The organism is Comamonas sp. JNW (assembly GCF_003105075.1).
GTDB lineage: Bacteria > Pseudomonadota > Gammaproteobacteria > Burkholderiales > Burkholderiaceae_C > Comamonas > Comamonas squillarum.
Genome location: NZ_QETI01000001.1, coordinates 604339 through 622938 on the forward strand (window position 1 = coordinate 604339; position 18600 = coordinate 622938).

The window sequence follows — 18600 nt, forward strand, 5'->3', positions numbered from 1 at the left end:
TCCCCTCGGACTGGTTGTCAGGGCTTGCACCTGCATCCGCTTGAACCCCTTACTCCAAACCAAAAGCACCCTAAAGGCCTGTTCAATTCAGGAGCCCAACCGTCCAGCTGACTGCATGACGTATGAATTGCTTGTGGTCGCTTTCGCTCTCGCAGCACTTCGGTTCTCAATCAGCATGTGTGATGGCCCTAGAAGCGGAAACGCTCCGCCATCTAAGGCCTTGCCGAGCCACAACAGCCCGGCAAGTGATTCATGGTTGAGGGCCAACAACTAACGTTGCCAGCGTGGTGAATAAAACAACCTCTCAACGCTGCCGAGAATACCAGAATTTCACCTTGGGCGCAACAGTTTATTCATGTTGTTGCTGTGTGTCCGCTTGCAGTCCATGACGTGGTCTATCAGCAGCTGGGCATCCTTGCTGCTGGGCTCGCGGGCAAGCATGGTTCCCTTGCACTTGGAGCAGGTGTAGGTCTTGGCTTCCTTTACCTTGAGGCCGGTTCCATTGCAGGGCTTGCACTTCTGGTCGATCAACCATGCCATGGCCTCAGTGGCGGAATCGTGGGGCGATGCCACCTTCTTGACCTTGCCCTCGTGAACCAGCTCAGCGTGCATGCGCTCGATGTCCGACCGGCTGGGCTTGGTGATGATCCGCAGGTAGTGGGATGCCACACTGGCCTTGCTCATGCCGCTTGCCTTGATCAGGTCCACCTGGCCGATCTTGTGGGCTTCGTCCGAAAGGTCGCTGGAATGCATTGCTGCTGTGTAACGCTCTGCTGTGATGCTCATGGTCTACCTTTCAGTTGCCTATTAATCGCTTGATGGTGATGTTCAAAGCGTCCAATTCATCCATCTTCATTACCGACCACATGCGCTTCTGGCCGTGCCAGCCGTTGAAGCTGCCCCTGTGGCAGTCCTCACACAGCGCGACGCATGTGTATTGGCTGTGTTGCTTTACGTGGTGCGCCTCACTTGGGCCTCCGGCATCGCAGACCGAGCAAGGCAGCTCCTTGACCCTGGCGATATAGGAGCGCTCTTTGGCGTTTAACTTGTTGAGCATCCGGCCTCCCACACAGCTGCCTTGTGGCCCTGTCGCTGCACCAGCCAAAACGGCGTGCCTGTGATCTTGCTGGCCAGCATCCAAGGCAGCTTGCGCTTCTTGGCTTGCTCCATCGCTTGCTTGCGGTGCGCCTCGGTTATGCAGACTGTGTTTTTCACCTCCACAGACCACGCCTTACCATCGGCATCAAAGACCACGAAGTCCTCCACTGCAGTGCCGGAGTTGGCCTCGATCACATTCCAATCACGAGACCGAAGCAGGTTTGCTAGCTCTTGCTGGCCACGCCGACCTTTGTTTCGCTGATATGCACTCATCGCACCGCTCTCCCCTCTGCCCGGTTGCTGGCCTCTTGGCTGCGCCAGATTTCTACCTGCAACTCGGCTGCCTTAAGCTTCCAGCGCAGGGTTTCTTCGGCCTCCACGGCCACCTTGTAGCCGTCCAGCACTTCTTGGTACTCAGGGTGTGCGTAGGCATCGGCCTCTCGCTCAGAGACGGTCTTGCCGTCCGAATCCTTCATCAGCAGCGCTTTCTTGGACTTGCGGAATTCTTCGAGGTGCAGTCGCTCGGCCCGTGCCTTAGCGAAGCGCGGCGCTGTTTTCAGCATGTAGTCAACTGCTGCGTGTGGGTCGATCGGCTCAGTCACGGCCAGCCCCCTGCTCCCAGTCCTTGTACGCATCAGCCGGCGTGTAGCCCAGGCCCACGAAGCCGCGCAGTGCCGACACCAGGGCGCAGTGCCAGAGGCCGTTGCTCTTGATCAGTTTTGGCTTCATCCCCTCACCCCTTCCTGTTGAGCCAGGCATCCCTGACCTTGATCACATTTACCGGTGCAGCCTGGTGGCTGTTGCATGTTTGGTGTGGTGGCAGGAACCGCCACGATGGGCCAAACTCGCATGGCGCCATGTGGTGCTTTGCCATCGGTGTTGTTTGGCCGGACGAGTCCTTTAGCTGCCAGTGTTTGCAGGTTGCACATGTCACTGGGCCTCCTTGTTGCGTCCGCGATAGCTGTTCCAGGCGAACGGGATCACTGCCCCGCCGTCTTCGCGCAGCCGATCCATCACACGCTCGCCCAGGTATGCAGCGACTTCATCCTTGGTCAGGTTGGACAGGAAGAAGGTCGGCCGGCGCTTCTCGTAGCGGTCGTTCAGCACGTCGAACAGCATGTTTTTCTCGAAGTCGGAGCCGTACTGGACACCTACCTCATCAAGGATCAGCAGATCAGGAGCCACCAGCGCCTCAATGGCCTGTGATTCGCTCTGCTCGCTGCCCTTGGCCCAGGTGTCCTTGATTGAGCGGATGGCGCGCATCACGGTGATGAACAGCACATCAGCATTGGGGAGTTGCATGACCTTGCGGCCGATGCCGATGGCCAAATGGGTTTTGCCAGTGCCGGGCTTGCCGGTGAACAGAGCGCACCGGCCAGACTTCAAGGTTTCCGCGACATTCGCCGTGTAGTTCAGCGCAAAGTCCAATGCTTCGCGCTGGCCTGAGTTCTCCGCAATGAAGTTCTCCAGCGTGCGGTCGTGGAAGCGCTCAGGAATGCCAGCCCGACCCAAGGCGGCGATCCAGCTAGCGCGGCGAGAAGCAGCGGCAGCCTCTTCACGCTGGCGGCGCTCTGAATCCTCTGCTTCTTGCTTGCAGGTCGGGCAGCGAGTCCAGATGCTGCGAATGATGTGCTTGGCTTCATAGTCGCCATGCGTGGGGCATGTCCGCGTTTCAATTGGAGCAGCAGGACTCAGAGGGTTTGCGCTCGTTGCCACACGCTCGACACGGTTCATCAAAGATTGAATTGCTTGCATCAGATCGTCTCCACGCCAGAACCGTAGTTCTTGGCATCAAAGTTTTCGGCAGGCTTGCCAGCGGTAGAACGACGGGCGGGCTGGATCAGGGCATTACCGCCGGTCTTCGGCTCGAAAAGACCCTGCCACCCAGCGATGGCTGCGTTTTCCAAAGCCAGGGCGTAATCGATGCCGTCCGCCTTCCAGCGAGCCAGCTTTTCGACGGCCATCTGCTTTTGCGCATCGGTGGCGTTTTTTCGTTTGGCACAGGAGTGCCATGCATCCCAATGAGCCTGGTCAATCCAGTCCGGCACAACAAAGTTCGAGGCGCGCTTGCGCGTCTTCTTGGTTTGTTCAATGGACTGTTCAATGGATTGTTCTTTGCGTGTAGCCTGATCGGCTACGGGGGTAGTAGCCCGTTCGGCTACCGTTTGAGTAGCCTGTTGGGCTACCGTTGCCGATTCGGCTACCGTTGCCTGATCGGCTACTTTTTCCTCTTCAAAGAACTCAGGCACATTGAGGGTGTAGCGGGTTGCCTTGGAGTGGCCGCCAGCGCCCTCTTTCGTGACCCAGCCAAGGCCTACCAACGCTGTCGTTGCGCTGCTGATGTTGGATGGGTGCATGCCCGTTCGAGCTGCAATGGATGCACGGGATGGCCACACGGTGTTGGTCACCTTGTTGCGGAATGAGAAGAGCGCAATCAGGACGCGGGTCTGTTCAAGCGTCAATCGCCTGTCCATCACCACCTCCATCGGCACTACTGAGAATTGGCTTTCTGTCATTCCGTCTTCCGATCCGCAATCTGCCTTGTGCTGCGGTTTTGCTTCTGGTACATTTCGTTCAAAGCATTTCCTTTCAGGGGTTTGCTAAACAAACCCGCTCGGTTGCCGCCGATGCGGGTTTTCTCTTTGGGGCTCATACAGCCTCCCAGACGCGATAGCCATTGCGCAGCAGGTCTTCGCCTTCAAACTGCACAACTTGCACCTGGCCGCGTGCCTGCAGCTCAGGCAAACGGCGGCAGACCTGCTCTACCGACATGCCGGTGGCTTGGGCCATCTCGCCGGCCGTCAGGGTCTTCTCATCGTCCAGCGCGGCCAGGATGCGGTCGTAGTGGTTGCCAGCAAACAGGGCTGCGCGCTCGCCTGCGATGACGCTGGTAATTGGGTCGCTTGCTCGGGCGTTGTTCATCGCAGGGCTCCTTTCAGAATTCGTTGGGTCTTGAGGGTTGATGCCTGGGCCTGAGCCCCGCTTTCGATGTAGTAGCCGTGGTAGCGAGGGTTGCGGTCTACTGTCTTGAGGATTCGGGGCTTGGCCCACTTAGCCGCGAGGGATTCGTTACGCTTGGTGAAGGCATTCATACCGAATCCGTTACGCAAAAGTGTTTGGGAGGGTGCGCCGCTTTGGGAACGGCACAACGGGAGCGGCAGAAAGCTTGGGGATCAGGTATCTGCGCTGGATCTCTGCTGAGATCAGTTCGGTTACTAGCTCGTCAACAGTGACGCCCTGTTCAACTGCTTCGGCTTCTAGTGCGGAGAGGTCATTGCCTGCAAATGTGGTGTCATGGGTTGGTTGCACTGGGGAGTTCCTGAACGGTTACGCATAAGCGTGTCGCTTTTCCTCGGCACCAGTTGCAGACTTGGAGCCATGCAAATGCTTCAAAGCCTCCATGGCCAATTCACGGATGAAGACGGACGGCTGTACTCCGTGCAGCTCAGCCATCGCTTCCACAACACGCATCTCGGTGCTGTTCAGCGACAGGTTCACGCGCTTGGAACGAATATGGACAGGGTCTGCATACATGGTGTGTTCTTCCTCTCTCTACAAAAACACGGGGTTGGAAATCAGTTAGGCAGCAAGAGCGATAGCCGCCCTGCGCATGGAATGGATCGACTCGTCGGGCAATGCCAGATACAGGCAGCGGTGGACGAAGTTCACGAAAACGCGCATATCGCCCTCGGCAGCCTTGCCGCTCATCAGGTCTGCGCCATAGAGGCGGTCGAATTCAGTGATGAGTTCGGGGGTGCCCAGGGCCACTGCGATGCAGGCCTCAAATGCAGGGTCTGCGTATGCCATCGGCAGTGGGAGGCGTGATGCGGTCATGCAGCCTCCTTTTTGTTCTTCAGCTCAGGCCAAATCTGTTGCCAGTCAACAGGTTTGAGGTCAATGCGAGAAACCGCGCCACCAGTGGCGGCCTCGATTGCGACACAGCGCTCAACTGGCACTGGACGATCACCGGCAGCCCAGCGGGACAGATCTGGGGCATGCGCGCCGATCTTCCGAGCCAGCGCAGTCAGCCCGCCCCGTCCTTGTTCCTTGATGTAGTCTGATAGCGTCATGCGAACCAGTTTAGCGTAACGCAAAACAAATAGCAATAGCGTTACGCGCATAGACGCATTTAGCGTTCTGCTATGAAATGAAAAAATGCGTGATATTGACCAAATCCGGCGAGACAACCTGACGACTCTTGAGGAAGAGTCCAACGGAGCGTCCGCCGCAGCCAAGTTACTTGAGATGTCCCCTGCACAGTTCACCAACCTCAGGGTGGGCGCCAAGGACTCAAAGACCGGGAAGCCCCGTGGAATGCGGAAGGAGACCGCCCGACGTATCGAGGCGGCTTTTGGCAAGCCGATGGGGTGGCTAGATCAAGATCATTCGGACGGTACTGAACTGCAAATTGTCGCTCCTGCACCGCATGAAGACCCGTCCGGGAACGGAGACCTGGTGATCACCGAGTTTGATGCCGGTGGTGGGATGGGGACCAATGGGCGCCTCCTTCTGGAGGATCAGCCTGGCGTGATTCGCAGCTGGAACGTCAGCGCTGATTGGCTCCATTTGAACGTGCCTTCGTACAGTTCTCTAAAGAATCTTTGCATCGTCACGGGCTTCGGCCCAAGCATGAGGCCGATGTTCAATCCTGGGGATCCGCTTCTCGTGGATCGCGGTGTGCGCACGGTCAACCATGAAGGCATCTACTTCTTCCGAGTGGGTGACGAAGGCTTTATCAAAATTGTTCAGCGGGTTCCGGAATTCGAGGGCCCTGGATTCGTCTATCGAATCATTTCCAAGAATCCAGACTATCCACCTTATGACATCTCCGCCAAAAATCAGCACTTCCAGGTGATTGGGAAGGTGCTGACAGTCTGGCGAAGTGAACAGTTCTAAGATTTAAACGCGAGGGGTTATGAAGAAAATTGCACTGGCCACTATGGTCGCTTTGTCTATGCTGGGTTCTGTTGCCCACGCTGAAACCAAAAAGCCCGCAAAGGCTCAAGCGGTGAAATCGGAACCGGAAATTAAGCCCGAATTTGCGCCCATTCAGCAAAAGTCCAAAATGCTCTCCATTCAGCTGGAGACCTGCACCATTCGTGTGCGGACGATCTTCGTGCGAATTCGCGCGAAGCTGCCGCTTGAAGGCCCGATGCCCCAGGAATGCGCGGAAGATGGCAAGGCTCAACTAAAAGCGGCGTACGACGAAGCAAAGGCCGCATATGGCAAGCAAACACCACCGCCTGAACTGGTGGAGTGGCGGCTGGAGTGGTCCTCTGCCTTTGATGCCTCTGTGCCCTTGGATAGCGACATTGAGCGTGTCTACCTGCAGCGTGTCGCAGAAGCCAAGCAGAAAGCTGAGCGCGCCACCACCAAGCTAGAAATCGCCATGGAGTGATGGTTGACAAGATCCTCTGCATCACCAGGCTGAAATTTGGAAACACAGGCTATGCGCCCTTACGTTGCTCAAGGACTCGCGAATCAAGACATCGTCGCAGGATGGCGGTTCTCGGCTACGCTGCAGCTGCGCACGCCGCTTCAATTTCTGCTACTCCATGGAGTATTCCATCCCCTTGCAAAGGGGGAGCCTCCAGAGCATCCGATCATGCATGGCATATGGGTCACTGAGACCAAAACCAATGCGGAGCTTGGGATCGGACTGCCGGATTTGGTCTTGACCAATCAAACATGCGCCTCAGAAATCGGCCAGGTGCCAAGCGATGGGGGTGATTTTTTAAAGTTTTTGATTGCTATCCGAAACATCAAAGAAACTGCGGAGCCAGCGCCGGTCCAGGAGTCGATTCTCCGTGCGGAGTTGGGCAAGCCAGACTGGAGCGTGTTTGTGTTGAAGCTTGGCGGCACTGACAGAATCATCAAACGGCTCAAGGCCAGGCCAAGAAAACTTAACGCCTAGTGCTAGCCCCCCGCTGTGATGCCAGCGAGGGCACCGTCCACCCAGTAGCCCGCAGACGCGGGCTTTTTTCCGCTTTGTGTTTGTGATTCCGGGATATCCCTGTCACTAGTTTCAGTGATAGACAATTCGCAACAATCCGTTTACATTTATTGCTTTATAGAAAATTGTGAACCTCGTCGCCTGGTCTGTCCAAGGGGCCTTGCCTTCAAACAGTTCAAAGCCTTGAATCACCACTTTGAAGGGTGTGTTCATTCGCTTCAATTTGGAGCTCAACTCTCAGGAGAAAAAATGAAAGTTAAGACTCTTTTGGCTACAGCCGGATTGGTTTTCTCAGTCCAATCTTGGGCAATCGACACCACCGGCTGGACATGCAGCAATCTGATTGGATGTGGGACTTCAACGGCAGACGGTGTAGTCACTGATGCTCCTGTAGCAGGTACTACTGGCTACGCATGGGTGAGTACTCAAATAAATGCCGATGGCTCTAGCCCTGATGATTTTGACTTGACCAAGTTGCCCACCGGCGTACCGAACACAGAAGTCAAGAACGGATCTACATATACTTCGCCACTCTTTGCAGTTCCTGCAGCCGGTGCACCCATTAGCTTTCAATTCAACTATGTCACTAGTGATGGGGCAGGTTTTTCTGATTTCGCTTGGGCAAGGCTCCTAGACGGATCTGGTAATGAAGTTGCGCTACTTTTCACAGCGCGTACAGATCCAGTGGAATCGGTAGTGCCAGGTAACGGAATGCCTCCGCCCCAAGCAACACTCACTCCGCCAAGTGTGCCGATCATTGCGGGCGCTCCGACTTGGTCTCCATTGGGGACTGCTGGAGGCGGCACGGGTTCATGCTACGACGCAGGATGTGGCTACTCGGGCTGGGTTGAAGCTACATACAATGTTCCTGCGGCAGGATCCTACCGACTTGAAATCGGAGTGGTCAATTGGTCTGATAATGGTCAGCAATCCGGTTTGGCGGTTGACGGACTTCTGGTTGCTGGCCAGCTACCCTCAAGCTTGGCTTTGACGAATCCCGGAACATTGCCAGCCTTTACCAAGCCTGTGTACGCTGGATCAGTTGCAAACCCCGGCACATCAACCACTGTCGACCTAGTTGTTACTGGTCCTAATGGGTACGTCGAAAACATTCAGGCTACTCTGAATCCCGACAATACCTACAGTATTCAAGGTGCAGGTTTGCCTGCTGGTCAGTACTCTGTGACCGCAACACTCACCGGTACAAGTAGCACTCAAACACAAGACTTTACGGTGACAGCGCCTCCTCCACCGACTGCCCCTCAGACAGTCCCTACTATAGGTGGTGTCGGCCTGCTGCTGCTCTCTGGGGCTGTAGCCGGATCCATGGGCCTCATGCGCCGACGCAAGTCGAACTGATCAAGAGCCCTCTTCGGAGGGCTTTTTCATGGGCATCCGTTACATCTTCTTTCCAATTCTGTCGCGCAAACAACTAAAAACATGGGCTTGTAAGTGTTCGTCAGTTCTGATTTGTATGATCTTATTCATGAATTGGATGACCGACGAAACACACGATCAAGAAAGCGCATTGCTGAAGGAAATTTTGCCCCCAAGACTTTGGAGGGCCCTGGCAAGAAACGGCATTACGACCATGAAAGAGGTACGACGGCTCTACCCGGAAGAACTGCTGCAAATGCCCGATATAGGCCCCCGAACATTCAGAAAGATCGAAGCCCTTCTTTTCCCTGGTCAGTACTACGTGCCTCACTTCCGCGACGATCTGAAGAACGATGCCATCGATGGGAAATCAAAGTATCGCCCTGCTCTATGGCGCGCGCTCATGGAACTGCAGAGGGAAGATAGGGAGTCGGCACAAGCTGGGTCCAGGAGCTAGGATAACGCCTCGTTCAAATTTATGATGCGTGCAATATGCAAGAAGACACAAACACGCCGCAACCCGAAACACCCCTGGGCGACGTACTTCAGCCCCGAGTGAAGCGTATTCTAGAAAGGAATGGGATTCATACGGTGGAAGCGCTGCGCATGGCCTATCCGCATCAACTCGTAAAGATGTGGGGCCTGGGCATGTACCGCTTCCGTCAGATTGAGAGAGCGTTCTTCCCAGATAAGTCGTTCACACCGGCACGGATCTATTCACCAGTGCGGCACATCCGCGGCTCATCTCTTAATGGCGCCCTCGACCCTTCCACAGTCATGGCCTTGCTGAGGGCTGGAATCACCACTCCTGAGCAGCTGAAGGCGGTGGAGCCGGCAGAGCTACTCAAGATCACAGGCATCGGTGTGAACAGGCTGAGGGAGATCGAGAGAGCTTTCTTTCCAGGCCAACACTATGAGTTGCCGCGCGTCAGGAAGCAGGCGGCAGTGGACGACGCTGCCTGAACCTTGACTGGGTCGTGCTCATAAGAGCGTATCAGGTAAGCTTCTAAGTGGAAGAGTTTTTTTCACAATGTCATCTAGGCGCGGGACGGCTCAAGCTGCGGAGTCAGGGAATTGAACAACTCGCCCTCAATCTAATTCACTCTCCGTCAGCAAAGAGAGTAGAGGTCATCGAGCCGCATGGTTTACAGAGTCTCAACTGAACAACAATCCAGTGATCGCAGGACAACACACAACATCGCAAGCCATTGATAAACAAAGATTTTTAAGAATTTCACCCATGTGCATATCACATAAAATGAAATTCACCAAACGCTATTGACACTAGTAGCAAAAGCGTTTACCCTAGAGTAAACAAGTGGTTGATGCAAGAGCCCACTTGCTAAAAATATCTGCTATGATTGCAGGTTTGCCAAAAAAATAGTGTCAATCTTGACATTGTTGTCTCCCGTTCTTTGCGCCTTAGAGGTGCATTTTTTGCTTTTGGAGGTAGCTATGAAAAATTGCAGTCTATTCATTTTGCGCTTTTAGTCTTTTTTGGTAGTAGAAAATAACCGCTGGAGTGTGATATGCAACAACTTGAAATTGCGAAAGGCCGTCTTTTTGACATTGACTCTCTTGGAGTCACTAATCTAAAGCTGTTTCCTGGGACTAACAGGGATGCTTCCCCTGAGCTATTTGCAGAGCAGATTAATAAATCTCTCTCGCAAATCGAAAATGGTGACTTCGATCTGGTAGATTCAGAATACTAATACAGCTCAAACAGTTTCCGATGCAAAAAGAGAAATTCAAAGAGCTTTATGATTATTGTCAAACGCTGTCACCTAAGGTAAAGCGAAATTCTGTAATCGACAAGATTAAAGAGCTGACCAATCAAAAGGTGCGCTGTGTAAAAACCACCCTCGATACTGAAATAGTACGAGGGTATTTTTTAAGTGCTGCCAATACGGAACATAGTTTGGTGAGGGAGCACGGATTTAATGTAATCGTCCTAGCTAGGGGTTTAAATGATTGCTGGGAAAGATTTGTCAATGTCAAAGAGGCGATGCATCTATTGGATTCAGCTGAAGAGCTGACGGATACTAAAGACAAGTTCGAGCAACTACTAATCGATTGGGTACAGTCTGTTGGGAGTCGAGAAGAGCAACAGGTATCTGACATTCGCGCTATTTGGATGACACTTGCTTGCCTGTGTCCTGAGCACAGCCGTCTTGAATTTGAAGCTAAATGGCACAAGGGGCAAATTGACGACTTTGGAGTAGCCCTCGCGCTATCTATTCCAAAATTGTATGTGCAACTACTGTTTCGACCAACTTATCCTTTAATCATTGCCAACTTGTTTGCCGAGTAGCAATGACGCCAAGCCACCTCCGGGTGGCTTTTCTTTTGCCTGCGCGTTAGCATCCGCACAGGAGGCAGCCATGACCAAACCAGTAGACCCCTACATCGAGACCTTCCGCCAGCAGGCCGAGCGCATGGACGAGCTGGGCATCCCTTGCGACCCAGATACAGCAATGATGCTCCTCGCTCAGTTCATGGGCGAGATTGAGGGAAGCATCTCAGAAGAAGAGATGTTCTCTCTGGCTGAGATCGGTGGCCAACTGTACCGAGAGGGTCTGCGACGAAAAGCGGGCTTGTAGAGCAAGGCATTGCTAGATGTTCTAAGGGTTAACCTTGGCCAAATCTTTCGGGTAGATATTGTTAATTGTTGTATCTATAGAGCAAAATAACAAAGATATCCAAAGAAACCAAAAGGAGTCAATGATGAAAGTGAAATGCTTGCGCTTCTTAGTGGGCCTATCCGCAGCACTTACTGCTGCACACGCCATTGCTGCAAACCAATGCATAACGACTGCAGGAACGTACGGAGCCGTCACCGTTACTGAGTCGGCGGGTTGTTCTGAACCCGGTTTTAACCCGTTTACCTACGAAGGAATGGACGGGTTTGGTCTGGGAACAAATACGGCTAACACCTCAGGTGTTGTATGTACCATCGGTTTCGATCATCCAATTCGTACCTCGTCCATTTCTATTGATATGAATGGACATAACCCTGGTGATGACACATCGTTTTCAACTAGCTCGGGCCTTTACACACCTGTTGCTGCTGACCTCAATCCGACTCCGTTGCCAACCAGTACCACCGCCCCGGATCCGCTGGAAGTATCTGGCAACTTGATTGTCACAAGAGGGTTTGGATCAGGTACTTTCCGATTCACGAACTCGCCTCCGGAAACCACAACGTCTCTCACCATAAACCACGCAAGTCAAGGAGCCGGAACTTTCATCCGAGTTTGCTTCGACGATGCAGATGTGAGCCCTCCTGTGCTCGCGGACGACAGCTTCACCGTCTCCCGCAGTACTCCTACTTCTTTGGACGTTCTGCCAAATGACGAAGCAGGTGTGACGCTTGACACTTCATATGCGCTGACGCTCTCAAATGCTGCGGCAGGCGCCCTCGCCTACTCGGGTGGTCAGATTCAGTTCACTCCGACAAGCGCCTTCACAGCACCTGCGACCTTCCAGTATCAAGCATGCAACGCAGCTTCCGTCTGCGCCATTGCCACTGTGACGCTGACTCCGCAAGCGATTGCGCCGTCTGCACCTACCCCAGTTCCAGGCTTAGGCGCCATCGGGCTGCTAGCTCTGACGCCGATTATTGGCTTGGCTGGCATTGCAGGCTTCTCTAGACGCCGCAAGCAGTGACTAGTGACAGGGTGACAACCAACCGCCTCAGGGCGGTTTTTTGTTGCGTGAGCTTGACGCTCTTAACGAGGTGCAGACAGCTTTTCACCCCCCTCGAAGATTACTTCCCAAGGTGTGAATTTGGTTGTGTACTTTCCTTCTTCGAGGTTCCACATAGCGCGTTGTTCGCTGATGAACTCGTTGTATTTCCGACTACCCGTCCACTTGATGGAAGCTCCTGGAGCTATCGACTCGCTGGCTGCGAAGTTAGTGGAGGCAACTGTCTTATCGAACACATCAATGAAGTCGATTTCGCCGGAAACACCAATGATTTTCTTGGCGGACTTGTTTTCTATTCCGACCACAAAGACTTGCTCTTCTTGGTAGCGTCCAACTCTGTAGTCACTTAGCAATTGCTTTTTGGACAGCAGAGCTACCGTCACAGCCTCATTTATGCGCTTCTGCGCATCCAGCGCTTCCTTGGCAAGCCTCTCCTTAAGGGCCTGCTCCTCTGCCGCTTTCTGGCGCTGTTCTTCAGCCCACTTCTTCTGTTCTGCAATTGCTTCGCCAACCGTCATTCCAAACGGGATGCCCTCCCCTTTGCCGAAGGCCTGCCCTACTTTGGCCCTCATCACAAAGGCAGTCAGAAGTTTGCGATCTTCCTCCGGTAGCTTTTTAGCAGCAGGGGCAAGTTCCGCGTCCCATTTGCTCATGTCGCTTGGGATCACTGTGTCTGTGGGCTTGCTGCAACCCACAACCAAAACAACTGCGGCGAGCATAGAGATGAAACGAGTTGACACGGGACCTCCTTGGGATAGATCGGCCAATCATAACTCGTTACATCTTGCGCCCCTGAAGCGTTCCTCCTCAGGTGTTATGTAACACCAGCCTGCACGCAGATCCTAGTCACGATCAACAAAACAAGCTGCACTTTTGCGGGAATTTCGCGTTACGCTATTGACAGACATTTTGCGTAACGCTAATATTCACCCATCGCAGCAACGAACGCGAAACGACCGAAGGGGTAGCGATCCGGCCCCTGAACCGACTCGATGCAAGAGGAAGGTCTAGCTCCAGTGGAGCGCAGCGTGCAGCGATAGTGAAGTGCAGTGTTAGACAGCGCGGAGCTAACCGCTATGACCCGAGGACGGCCCACGTTCCGGCGAGTGCGAAGGGTGGAGGATTGGCTACCGCAATAGGCCAAGTGCTGGGACCGCTTCGGCGGGTATAGATCAGCCAACCCCGGTTAGGCCGGGGGAGAAAACCAAAGCGCTCCATAGGGAGCGTTTCGTTTTTCTAAGGAGTAGCAATGCTAGATCACGGAGTACTGAATGTTCCTCTCTCCAAGCGCGGGAACATCGACAACCAGATTGACCGCTACAAGCGTGAGCAAGCAATCGCGAAGCGCAACGAACTCGACGCTCGGAAGGCTGAATTCGACGCCAAAAAGACCAAGGCTTTGGCCCTGATTGCCGAGCTATCTGACGAGCGCGCCAAGGAGTTAATGACGAAGCACAAGCTGACCTGCAAGGAGCTTGATGAGGTGCTCAAGTCCATCGCAAGAACGAAGCCCGATGCATTTCTGCGGCGCGGTATCTAACCGCCGGCGCTCCCCTCTGGGCGACATCAGAGGGAAATCACAAGGCGCTTCAACCGAGTCGCCTTTTGCTTTTTAAAAGGTGCAGGACATGCCACTATGAACAAGTTCAATCTCAGGGACGAATACTGGAATAGCCTTTCCGACAAGGACCGCGAGCTGTACCACATCATCCGCCCCATCCCCTCTGCCGCCTACACCGTTGACCAAGAGTTGTCACGCGTTGACCCCATGTTGAAGTGCTGGAGCGACGACTTGGAATCTGCTGGCGGTCAGTTGGAGTTGGAGCCCGACTTTCAACGCGGCCACGTCTGGACACCTGAGCAGCGCACCGCCTACATGGAATCGTTTCTGCGTGGCCGCGCCCCCAAACGCATCTTGTTCAACTGCCCAGGCTGGATCAGCAACCACACCAAAGGCGGCGATATCAAGCAGAGCCACATGCAGTGCATCGACGGGCTGCAGCGCCTGACCACCATGCGATTGTTCATGCGTGACGAGGTGCAGGTCTTCGGCGGAATCACCGCCTCGTTACTGAATGGCACGTCATTCGATCCCCGGCGCACGGGCAACATGTTCAACATCGCCATTTACGAATTCAACACCCGCCGCGATCTCCTGCAGTTTTATCTGGACCTCAACAGCGGCGGAACAGTTCACAGCAAAAACGAGTTGGCGCGCGTGAAGGCCCTTCTGGACGGGGCATAGATTTTGTCCTAACCCCCAAGCGCCCTACTCAGGGCGTTTTCAATATATGCGCACAGGCGCGGAAGGATGAAGATGGATCAGCCAACCATACTTAACGTCAGAGTCCATGCAAAAGTGGCCGCAGACGACATCGCTGCACAGCTTAGTCATGAACAAATCATCAACCTTTTCGTTGAAATACTCGATTGCGTTGCCTGCGCCGAGGTGGACGAAGAACTAATCGCCAGGTTGTGGCGGGGGCTTCAAGGCTGCTATGGGGGCGAAGAGCCTCCAACCCTGGACGATCTACTTGCCCAGTATCCAGACCCCGCCAAGGCAACCACATAAGCACCCCAAGAGCATCATTTCAGATGATTTGATGCTTTGGGTGCTCCTCGAAAGAGGGCCATCAAGAAAGAGCGCGGTAGAGAAAAACTGTAACGGAACGCGGACCAGGGTCATCCGACAGACCCCCGACACGACCTGCTTGCAGGCGGTACGCGAGTTGCGTGATCCGCTCTTTTTCTTGATGGTGGCCGCATGACCGTAGCTGGCTGGCTAGAACCCAGCCCGGAAGAAGTGACAACACCCCGGACGAGCCGGTATCGAGATTGCGCTCAATCACGAGAAGCGAAAGTAGCCCGACCACCATCCCCTATTCATAGATGTAGCCAACCCTGGCCAATCTATTCACAAACACACTCCAGCACTAACACGCTGGATTTGCCGCCTTCGGGCGGTTTTTTATTGGAGCAACCATGAGTGACTTGTCCAACATGAGGCGCCTAGCTCGCGGGCAGGCCGCTTGGGATGCGATGGAGCCGGACTACGACGATCCACCCGTTTCCATGGCAGTGCACATGGAGCTGGTCGACAAGTTCTTCAAGGTGCGCGACCAACTGGCCCAGTTGCTTGAAGAAGCCCGCGACGGCGGAGAAACGCTAAACCGCATCCGGTGCTGCTCAGGTGATCGCCTGCTGCGCCTTTGCAACGAGATCGAGGGGATTGAAGATGACGAGTGAGAAGCCGCCACACCTGGGAAAACCGCAGGTGCAACAACTCAACGAAAAGCACGGGTACTTCCAATACGGAGATGCACAAGGTAATGTGAGCGCCGCCTTTGCAAATGAGGCCGTCGCTGAATACCTGCGCGTGAATGAAGAAGCTCAAGCAGTCATGGCTGAGTGCGGCCTGAGCCCTCGGGAGCTTCTGGAGGCGGTGCGCGATTTTCAAACCGCGGTCGCTGTCTACCTGAGAGCCCAAGACGCCCTAGACAACCGCGAGTATCACGGCATCAATGCGGAGCCACACGACACGCTCATGAGGCGCCGCAACTATTACAGGGATGACCTGGATTCCACTCTCGCCAAACACAAGGAGGTGTGAGATGGAAGAAATCAACACAGGCGGCCCAGCTTTCGGCCAGGTTGTCGAATTGCGATGCGTGCGAGTTGACCCATGCGGCGCCGAAGAATACGAGCCAGCATTGGCAGAAGGCGGAATGACCATGCGTGACTACTTTGCCAGCAAAGCACTGCAGGGCCTTTGTGGAAGCAAGGCCTACGCAGAGGCGCCATACGAGGTGATTGCTCGTGAGGCTTACCAAGCCGCAGATGAGATGCTCAAAGCCCGGGAGGCCAAATGAAGCGCTACTCCATCTCCATCAACGACACCAAGCACGAAGGACTGTTCGCCGACGACTGGCAGGCCTGGAGCTTCGTTCTCTCCCAAGACGACGGCAGTCCAATGAAAGTGAGGGTTTTGCAGCTATGACCATCACCCCCATGCTGACCATGCCAACCCGAGCACTGTGCCCCGAGCGAGGCCAGAAGGAAATCCGCTACGTGCCGGCCCTAAAGACCGACATCCGCAAGACCTTTACTAAGTACCGGCGACTACAAGCGCTGCAGGAGAAGAAATAGTGCCACCCATCAAGTACATCCACCACGCCCCCAAGCCGCTCTTTGTAGCGGCTTTTCTTTTGCTCGCGCTCTGCCTGGGCGCTGTGGCTAGCTGAGGAGGCATATGAGCAACATCGTCGTAAGCAACGCCCAGACCCTGGCGCAAGCGCTGAGCATTCAAGGTGACCCGCAAGAGCTGGTAGCCACCCTCAAGGCAACAGCCTTTAAAGGCCAAGTATCTGACGCGCAGATGGCTGCCCTCTTGGTGGTAGCCAACCAGTACGGCCTCAATCCCTGGACCAAGGAAATCTACGCCTTCCCGGACCGAAACAACGGCATCGTGCCAGTGGTCGGCGTGGACGGCTGGAGCCGGATCATCAATAGCAACCCGCAGTTTGATGGGATGGACTTTGCGCAGGATGATGAATCCTGCACTTGCATCATCTACCGCAAGGACCGCTCCCACCCCATCAAGGTCACTGAGTGGCTGAGCGAGTGCAAGCGTTCCGGCCAAGGCCCGTGGCAATCACATCCGAAGCGCATGCTGCGCCACAAGGCGATGATCCAGTGCGCCCGCCTGGCCTTTGGCTACACAGGCATCTATGACCAGGACGAGGCTGAGCGCATCAATGAAGTGCCAGCGCCCACTACCCCGGCCCCGGAGGCCCCGCAGCATTTGCTGGACCAGGCAGAAGAAGCGGCGAATGCTGGAACTGAAGCCTACAAGGTCTACTGGCAATCCACAGCAACGCCCGATGAGCGCAAGCTTTTAGCCAAGCACCACGCGGCGTACAAGAAGATTGCTGAGTCAGTGGACCGTGAGCGCACGGTGACCGATGTGCAAGCCAAGGAGGTGACCGATGCTGACGATAACAGCGGCACAGAAAACGCCTGAATGGTACGAGGCCCGGCTTGGCAAAGCCACCGGCAGCCGATTTGCTGATGTCCTGGCCGGGGGCAAGGGCCTGACCAGAAAGGCCTACGCCACCCAGCTAGCACTAGAAATCATCTCAGGGAAGGCGACCGAGACGTACACCAGCCAGGACATGGAGATCGGCACTGAGCGCGAGCCCATCGCCCGCGCCGAGTACGAGGCCCTGACAGGCAACTTCGTGGAGGAAGTGGGCTTCTGCCTGCACGACACCCTTCCCGCTGGTGTCTCGCCTGATGGCCTGATTGACGAGGACGGCGGTGTGGAAATCAAGTGTCCGAAGGCCAAGACCCACGCCGAGTACCTAGAGCTGACCCGCGAGCCCTCAGCCTACACAGCCCAGATTCAGGGGTGCATGTGGGTCACGGGTCGCCAATGGTGGGACTTTGTCAGCTACCACCCCGACTTCCCAGAGAACGCACGGTTGATTGTTCGACGCATCCTAAGGGATGAAGCGTTCATTGAGAAGCTTCAACGCGCCATTGAGGAGTTTTCCCAAGAGGTGCATCGAACAGTCGACCTGATCCGCAACTACAAGAACGCGGCATAACCAACACCCTCCGGGAAGGCCGGAGGGACGAAAGGACGAAATGAACGTAATCACAATCGCAGGCCGAATCGGCAAAGATGCCGAAATCCGCCACACCAGCGGAGGCAAGTCTGTCGCATCGTTCAGCGTGGCAGACGACCAAGGACGCGACAAGGGCACCATCTGGTGGAACTGCCAACTGTGGGGTGAGCGCGGCGAGAAACTCGCGCAGTACCTCACCAAAGGCAATAGCGTCACAGTGACCGGGAATGTGACTGAGCGCGAGTACGAGGGAAAGAAGTACTACGACATTCGCGTCAATGACGTTGCCCTGCAAGGCGGCAAGCAATCTGGCGGCGATAGCCAAGGCAGCCAGCGCGCTGCACCGGCTCCGCGACCAGCTCCAGCGCCACGACAGGGCGGCGGTGGATTCGATGACATGGAAGATGACAGCATCCCATTCATCGACCCTATGCGCCGCAGCCTCCGTCTGTATTCAGTGATCTAACCCAGGACCGCCCAAGAGGCGGTTTTTCTATGAAGAAACAGCGAATAGTCTTCACTCCCGAGATGGAGCAGCGCCTTATCACCATGCGCTCCAAGGGCTTCACCGCAAAGCAGGTAGCCAAGGAGCTGGGTATCTCTGACAAGACGGCCAGCAAACGCATGGCCCGCCTCCCGCGTGCCCCAGGCGCCCATCAGCAGTTGCAGGTCAAGCTGCGACGAGAGGTGTTCTCACTGCCAGCCGAAGCCAAGATCGTCATGCCGGCAGGAATCAAGATCCAGCGCCACATCAGTGTTCCTCATGAAAAGGCGCCAATCTGCAATGCCACAGTGCGCGGTCTGCCTTACGAAGGCAAAGAGCTGGCATACCGGAGATAG

Annotated in this window: 36 protein-coding genes and 1 pseudogene; 22 read left to right on the forward strand and 15 right to left on the reverse strand. The window is 55.0% G+C overall.

From position 1 onward, the window contains the following. Positions 1-330: 330 nt before the first annotated feature. From DCO45_RS02755 to DCO45_RS02800, 14 genes are all read right to left on the reverse strand, one after another. On the reverse strand, positions 331-786 hold the full coding sequence (locus DCO45_RS02755; protein WP_133248021.1) for a zinc finger-like domain-containing protein: 456 nt from the start codon (positions 784-786) through the stop codon (positions 331-333). Positions 787-796: 10 nt separating this feature from the next. After that, entirely contained in the window at positions 797-1057 is a 261-nt protein-coding gene (locus DCO45_RS02760) for a hypothetical protein (RefSeq protein ID WP_116924384.1), read from the reverse strand. Then, positions 1042-1293: a hypothetical protein gene (locus tag DCO45_RS02765; RefSeq protein ID WP_116924385.1), complete on the reverse strand. Its 252-nt coding sequence runs from the start codon at positions 1291-1293 to the stop codon at positions 1042-1044. The genes DCO45_RS02760 and DCO45_RS02765 overlap by 16 nt, the downstream gene beginning before the upstream one ends. A 74-nt stretch (positions 1294-1367) precedes the next feature. Beyond that, positions 1368-1700 (reverse strand): hypothetical protein, encoded by a 333-nt coding sequence (locus DCO45_RS02770; RefSeq protein ID WP_243419215.1) that lies wholly within the window; start codon positions 1698-1700, stop codon positions 1368-1370. After that, positions 1693-1827 carry a hypothetical protein gene (locus DCO45_RS23320; RefSeq protein ID WP_279324795.1) on the reverse strand — a complete coding sequence of 45 codons (135 nt, stop codon included), beginning with the start codon at positions 1825-1827 and terminating at the stop codon, positions 1693-1695. The genes DCO45_RS02770 and DCO45_RS23320 overlap by 8 nt, the downstream gene beginning before the upstream one ends. A 201-nt stretch (positions 1828-2028) precedes the next feature. Then, positions 2029-2853 carry an ATP-binding protein gene (locus DCO45_RS02775; RefSeq protein ID WP_116924386.1) on the reverse strand — a complete coding sequence of 275 codons (825 nt, stop codon included), beginning with the start codon at positions 2851-2853 and terminating at the stop codon, positions 2029-2031. Beyond that, the gene (locus tag DCO45_RS02780; RefSeq protein WP_116924387.1) at positions 2853-3614 is read right to left on the reverse strand and encodes a helix-turn-helix domain-containing protein; all 762 of its coding nucleotides are present in this window, start codon (positions 3612-3614) and stop codon (positions 2853-2855) included. The genes DCO45_RS02775 and DCO45_RS02780 overlap by 1 nt, the downstream gene beginning before the upstream one ends. Next, the gene (locus DCO45_RS22865; RefSeq protein ID WP_165841107.1) at positions 3611-3751 is read right to left on the reverse strand and encodes a hypothetical protein; all 141 of its coding nucleotides are present in this window, start codon (positions 3749-3751) and stop codon (positions 3611-3613) included. Before DCO45_RS22865 ends, DCO45_RS02780 begins: the two co-directional genes overlap by 4 nt. Further along, positions 3748-4020 carry a hypothetical protein gene (locus DCO45_RS02785; RefSeq protein ID WP_116924388.1) on the reverse strand — a complete coding sequence of 91 codons (273 nt, stop codon included), beginning with the start codon at positions 4018-4020 and terminating at the stop codon, positions 3748-3750. Before DCO45_RS02785 ends, DCO45_RS22865 begins: the two co-directional genes overlap by 4 nt. Further along, positions 4017-4190 carry a hypothetical protein gene (locus tag DCO45_RS22870; protein WP_165841108.1) on the reverse strand — a complete coding sequence of 58 codons (174 nt, stop codon included), beginning with the start codon at positions 4188-4190 and terminating at the stop codon, positions 4017-4019. Before DCO45_RS22870 ends, DCO45_RS02785 begins: the two co-directional genes overlap by 4 nt. 10 nt (positions 4191-4200) lie before the next feature. Beyond that, complete coding sequence (locus tag DCO45_RS22500) at positions 4201-4407, reverse strand: hypothetical protein (RefSeq protein WP_133248025.1); 207 nt, start codon at positions 4405-4407, stop codon at positions 4201-4203. Between the two features lie 18 nt (positions 4408-4425). Then, the gene (locus DCO45_RS02790) at positions 4426-4632 is read right to left on the reverse strand and encodes a hypothetical protein (RefSeq protein WP_116924389.1); all 207 of its coding nucleotides are present in this window, start codon (positions 4630-4632) and stop codon (positions 4426-4428) included. A 45-nt stretch (positions 4633-4677) separates the two neighbouring features. Then, positions 4678-4932 (reverse strand): hypothetical protein, encoded by a 255-nt coding sequence (locus tag DCO45_RS02795; RefSeq protein ID WP_116924390.1) that lies wholly within the window; start codon positions 4930-4932, stop codon positions 4678-4680. Next, entirely contained in the window at positions 4929-5219 is a 291-nt protein-coding gene (locus tag DCO45_RS02800) for a YdaS family helix-turn-helix protein (RefSeq protein WP_243419216.1), read from the reverse strand. The genes DCO45_RS02795 and DCO45_RS02800 overlap by 4 nt, the downstream gene beginning before the upstream one ends. Positions 5220-5253: 34 nt before the next feature. On the opposite strand from DCO45_RS02800, the gene DCO45_RS02805 reads away from it, so the two are divergent. The 10 genes from DCO45_RS02805 to DCO45_RS22520 all read left to right on the forward strand — a co-directional run bounded on the left by DCO45_RS02805 (position 5254) and on the right by DCO45_RS22520 (position 12094). Further along, entirely contained in the window at positions 5254-5994 is a 741-nt protein-coding gene (locus DCO45_RS02805; protein ID WP_116924391.1) for a S24 family peptidase, read from the forward strand. A 19-nt stretch (positions 5995-6013) separates the two neighbouring features. Continuing rightward, on the forward strand, positions 6014-6496 hold the full coding sequence (locus tag DCO45_RS02810) for a hypothetical protein (protein ID WP_116924392.1): 483 nt from the start codon (positions 6014-6016) through the stop codon (positions 6494-6496). A 51-nt stretch (positions 6497-6547) separates the two neighbouring features. After that, the gene (locus DCO45_RS02815; RefSeq protein WP_116924393.1) at positions 6548-7012 is read left to right on the forward strand and encodes a hypothetical protein; all 465 of its coding nucleotides are present in this window, start codon (positions 6548-6550) and stop codon (positions 7010-7012) included. Between the two features lie 288 nt (positions 7013-7300). After that, positions 7301-8410 carry an NF038132 family protein gene (locus DCO45_RS22505; protein ID WP_133248027.1) on the forward strand — a complete coding sequence of 370 codons (1110 nt, stop codon included), beginning with the start codon at positions 7301-7303 and terminating at the stop codon, positions 8408-8410. A 127-nt stretch (positions 8411-8537) separates the two neighbouring features. After that, positions 8538-8885, forward strand: a complete 348-nt coding sequence (locus DCO45_RS02820; RefSeq protein ID WP_165841109.1) for a helix-hairpin-helix domain-containing protein — start codon at positions 8538-8540, stop codon at positions 8883-8885. A 35-nt stretch (positions 8886-8920) separates the two neighbouring features. Then, positions 8921-9391, forward strand: coding sequence for a helix-hairpin-helix domain-containing protein (locus DCO45_RS02825; RefSeq protein ID WP_116924395.1), 471 nt, complete (start codon positions 8921-8923; stop codon positions 9389-9391). Between the two features lie 566 nt (positions 9392-9957). Next, a complete protein-coding gene (locus DCO45_RS22510; RefSeq protein ID WP_133248031.1) occupies positions 9958-10140 on the forward strand; it encodes a hypothetical protein in 183 nt (60 codons plus the stop codon). A gap of 20 nt (positions 10141-10160) precedes the next feature. Further along, positions 10161-10739 (forward strand): hypothetical protein, encoded by a 579-nt coding sequence (locus DCO45_RS22515; RefSeq protein WP_133248033.1) that lies wholly within the window; start codon positions 10161-10163, stop codon positions 10737-10739. A gap of 70 nt (positions 10740-10809) precedes the next feature. After that, the gene (locus tag DCO45_RS02830; RefSeq protein WP_116924396.1) at positions 10810-11028 is read left to right on the forward strand and encodes a hypothetical protein; all 219 of its coding nucleotides are present in this window, start codon (positions 10810-10812) and stop codon (positions 11026-11028) included. A 124-nt stretch (positions 11029-11152) separates the two neighbouring features. After that, positions 11153-12094: an Ig-like domain-containing protein gene (locus DCO45_RS22520; protein ID WP_133248035.1), complete on the forward strand. Its 942-nt coding sequence runs from the start codon at positions 11153-11155 to the stop codon at positions 12092-12094. A 62-nt stretch (positions 12095-12156) separates the two neighbouring features. Here DCO45_RS22520 and DCO45_RS02835 read toward each other — a convergent pair whose 3' ends face one another. Next, positions 12157-12873 (reverse strand): hypothetical protein, encoded by a 717-nt coding sequence (locus DCO45_RS02835; RefSeq protein WP_133248037.1) that lies wholly within the window; start codon positions 12871-12873, stop codon positions 12157-12159. 509 nt (positions 12874-13382) lie between these two features. On the opposite strand from DCO45_RS02835, the gene DCO45_RS02840 reads away from it, so the two are divergent. From DCO45_RS02840 to DCO45_RS02885, 12 genes and pseudogenes are all read left to right on the forward strand, one after another. Continuing rightward, the gene (locus DCO45_RS02840; RefSeq protein ID WP_116924398.1) at positions 13383-13673 is read left to right on the forward strand and encodes a hypothetical protein; all 291 of its coding nucleotides are present in this window, start codon (positions 13383-13385) and stop codon (positions 13671-13673) included. Positions 13674-13769: 96 nt separating this feature from the next. Next, positions 13770-14378: a DUF262 domain-containing protein gene (locus tag DCO45_RS02845; RefSeq protein ID WP_116924399.1), complete on the forward strand. Its 609-nt coding sequence runs from the start codon at positions 13770-13772 to the stop codon at positions 14376-14378. 72 nt (positions 14379-14450) lie between these two features. Beyond that, on the forward strand, positions 14451-14705 hold the full coding sequence (locus DCO45_RS02850) for a hypothetical protein (RefSeq protein ID WP_133248038.1): 255 nt from the start codon (positions 14451-14453) through the stop codon (positions 14703-14705). A 410-nt stretch (positions 14706-15115) separates the two neighbouring features. Beyond that, on the forward strand, positions 15116-15379 hold the full coding sequence (locus DCO45_RS02855; protein ID WP_116924401.1) for a hypothetical protein: 264 nt from the start codon (positions 15116-15118) through the stop codon (positions 15377-15379). After that, positions 15369-15743, forward strand: a complete 375-nt coding sequence (locus DCO45_RS02860; RefSeq protein WP_116924402.1) for a hypothetical protein — start codon at positions 15369-15371, stop codon at positions 15741-15743. The genes DCO45_RS02855 and DCO45_RS02860 overlap by 11 nt, the downstream gene beginning before the upstream one ends. A 1-nt stretch (position 15744) precedes the next feature. Then, positions 15745-16002 carry a hypothetical protein gene (locus DCO45_RS02865; RefSeq protein ID WP_116924403.1) on the forward strand — a complete coding sequence of 86 codons (258 nt, stop codon included), beginning with the start codon at positions 15745-15747 and terminating at the stop codon, positions 16000-16002. Further along, complete coding sequence (locus DCO45_RS23325) at positions 15999-16130, forward strand: hypothetical protein (RefSeq protein ID WP_279324796.1); 132 nt, start codon at positions 15999-16001, stop codon at positions 16128-16130. The genes DCO45_RS02865 and DCO45_RS23325 overlap by 4 nt, the downstream gene beginning before the upstream one ends. 20 nt (positions 16131-16150) lie before the next feature. After that, positions 16151-16279: a hypothetical protein gene (locus tag DCO45_RS23330; protein ID WP_279324797.1), complete on the forward strand. Its 129-nt coding sequence runs from the start codon at positions 16151-16153 to the stop codon at positions 16277-16279. A 103-nt stretch (positions 16280-16382) separates the two neighbouring features. Further along, positions 16383-16892, forward strand: a pseudogene (bet, locus tag DCO45_RS02870) (phage recombination protein Bet); the annotation flags it as partial. A gap of 226 nt (positions 16893-17118) precedes the next feature. Continuing rightward, a complete protein-coding gene (locus DCO45_RS02875; protein WP_116924405.1) occupies positions 17119-17739 on the forward strand; it encodes a lambda exonuclease family protein in 621 nt (206 codons plus the stop codon). A 40-nt stretch (positions 17740-17779) separates the two neighbouring features. After that, complete coding sequence (locus DCO45_RS02880; protein WP_116924406.1) at positions 17780-18226, forward strand: single-stranded DNA-binding protein; 447 nt, start codon at positions 17780-17782, stop codon at positions 18224-18226. 29 nt (positions 18227-18255) lie between these two features. Continuing rightward, the gene (locus tag DCO45_RS02885) at positions 18256-18600 is read left to right on the forward strand and encodes a hypothetical protein (RefSeq protein WP_116924407.1); all 345 of its coding nucleotides are present in this window, start codon (positions 18256-18258) and stop codon (positions 18598-18600) included.

Bases quoted from the DNA above. Each gene is read 5' to 3' on its own strand.
- DCO45_RS02795 (WP_116924390.1), bottom strand. From the start codon at position 4,932: ATGACCGCATCACGCCTCCCACTGCCGATGGCATACGCAGACCCTGCA.
- DCO45_RS02860 (WP_116924402.1), top strand. From the start codon at position 15,369: ATGACGAGTGAGAAGCCGCCACACCTGGGAAAACCGCAGGTGCAACAA.
- DCO45_RS02850 (WP_133248038.1), top strand. From the start codon at position 14,451: ATGGATCAGCCAACCATACTTAACGTCAGAGTCCATGCAAAAGTGGCC.
- DCO45_RS22865 (WP_165841107.1), bottom strand. From the start codon at position 3,751: ATGAGCCCCAAAGAGAAAACCCGCATCGGCGGCAACCGAGCGGGTTTG.
- DCO45_RS02810 (WP_116924392.1), top strand. From the start codon at position 6,014: ATGAAGAAAATTGCACTGGCCACTATGGTCGCTTTGTCTATGCTGGGT.
- DCO45_RS22515 (WP_133248033.1), top strand. From the start codon at position 10,161: ATGCAAAAAGAGAAATTCAAAGAGCTTTATGATTATTGTCAAACGCTG.
- DCO45_RS22520 (WP_133248035.1), top strand. From the start codon at position 11,153: ATGAAAGTGAAATGCTTGCGCTTCTTAGTGGGCCTATCCGCAGCACTT.
- DCO45_RS22870 (WP_165841108.1), bottom strand. From the start codon at position 4,190: ATGAATGCCTTCACCAAGCGTAACGAATCCCTCGCGGCTAAGTGGGCC.
- DCO45_RS22510 (WP_133248031.1), top strand. From the start codon at position 9,958: ATGCAACAACTTGAAATTGCGAAAGGCCGTCTTTTTGACATTGACTCT.
- DCO45_RS02830 (WP_116924396.1), top strand. From the start codon at position 10,810: ATGACCAAACCAGTAGACCCCTACATCGAGACCTTCCGCCAGCAGGCC.
- DCO45_RS02880 (WP_116924406.1), top strand. From the start codon at position 17,780: ATGAACGTAATCACAATCGCAGGCCGAATCGGCAAAGATGCCGAAATC.
- DCO45_RS02820 (WP_165841109.1), top strand. From the start codon at position 8,538: ATGAATTGGATGACCGACGAAACACACGATCAAGAAAGCGCATTGCTG.
- DCO45_RS22505 (WP_133248027.1), top strand. From the start codon at position 7,301: ATGAAAGTTAAGACTCTTTTGGCTACAGCCGGATTGGTTTTCTCAGTC.
- DCO45_RS23330 (WP_279324797.1), top strand. From the start codon at position 16,151: ATGCCAACCCGAGCACTGTGCCCCGAGCGAGGCCAGAAGGAAATCCGC.
- DCO45_RS02875 (WP_116924405.1), top strand. From the start codon at position 17,119: ATGCTGACGATAACAGCGGCACAGAAAACGCCTGAATGGTACGAGGCC.
- DCO45_RS02815 (WP_116924393.1), top strand. From the start codon at position 6,548: ATGCGCCCTTACGTTGCTCAAGGACTCGCGAATCAAGACATCGTCGCA.
- DCO45_RS23325 (WP_279324796.1), top strand. From the start codon at position 15,999: ATGAAGCGCTACTCCATCTCCATCAACGACACCAAGCACGAAGGACTG.
- DCO45_RS02760 (WP_116924384.1), bottom strand. From the start codon at position 1,057: ATGCTCAACAAGTTAAACGCCAAAGAGCGCTCCTATATCGCCAGGGTC.
- DCO45_RS02790 (WP_116924389.1), bottom strand. From the start codon at position 4,632: ATGTATGCAGACCCTGTCCATATTCGTTCCAAGCGCGTGAACCTGTCG.
- DCO45_RS02800 (WP_243419216.1), bottom strand. From the start codon at position 5,219: ATGCGCGTAACGCTATTGCTATTTGTTTTGCGTTACGCTAAACTGGTT.
- DCO45_RS02785 (WP_116924388.1), bottom strand. From the start codon at position 4,020: ATGAACAACGCCCGAGCAAGCGACCCAATTACCAGCGTCATCGCAGGC.
- DCO45_RS02885 (WP_116924407.1), top strand. From the start codon at position 18,256: ATGAAGAAACAGCGAATAGTCTTCACTCCCGAGATGGAGCAGCGCCTT.
- DCO45_RS02755 (WP_133248021.1), bottom strand. From the start codon at position 786: ATGAGCATCACAGCAGAGCGTTACACAGCAGCAATGCATTCCAGCGAC.
- DCO45_RS02780 (WP_116924387.1), bottom strand. From the start codon at position 3,614: ATGACAGAAAGCCAATTCTCAGTAGTGCCGATGGAGGTGGTGATGGAC.
- DCO45_RS23320 (WP_279324795.1), bottom strand. From the start codon at position 1,827: ATGAAGCCAAAACTGATCAAGAGCAACGGCCTCTGGCACTGCGCCCTG.
- DCO45_RS02845 (WP_116924399.1), top strand. From the start codon at position 13,770: ATGAACAAGTTCAATCTCAGGGACGAATACTGGAATAGCCTTTCCGAC.
- DCO45_RS02805 (WP_116924391.1), top strand. From the start codon at position 5,254: ATGCGTGATATTGACCAAATCCGGCGAGACAACCTGACGACTCTTGAG.
- DCO45_RS02865 (WP_116924403.1), top strand. From the start codon at position 15,745: ATGGAAGAAATCAACACAGGCGGCCCAGCTTTCGGCCAGGTTGTCGAA.
- DCO45_RS02840 (WP_116924398.1), top strand. From the start codon at position 13,383: ATGCTAGATCACGGAGTACTGAATGTTCCTCTCTCCAAGCGCGGGAAC.
- DCO45_RS02855 (WP_116924401.1), top strand. From the start codon at position 15,116: ATGAGTGACTTGTCCAACATGAGGCGCCTAGCTCGCGGGCAGGCCGCT.
- DCO45_RS02775 (WP_116924386.1), bottom strand. From the start codon at position 2,853: ATGCAAGCAATTCAATCTTTGATGAACCGTGTCGAGCGTGTGGCAACG.
- DCO45_RS02825 (WP_116924395.1), top strand. From the start codon at position 8,921: ATGCAAGAAGACACAAACACGCCGCAACCCGAAACACCCCTGGGCGAC.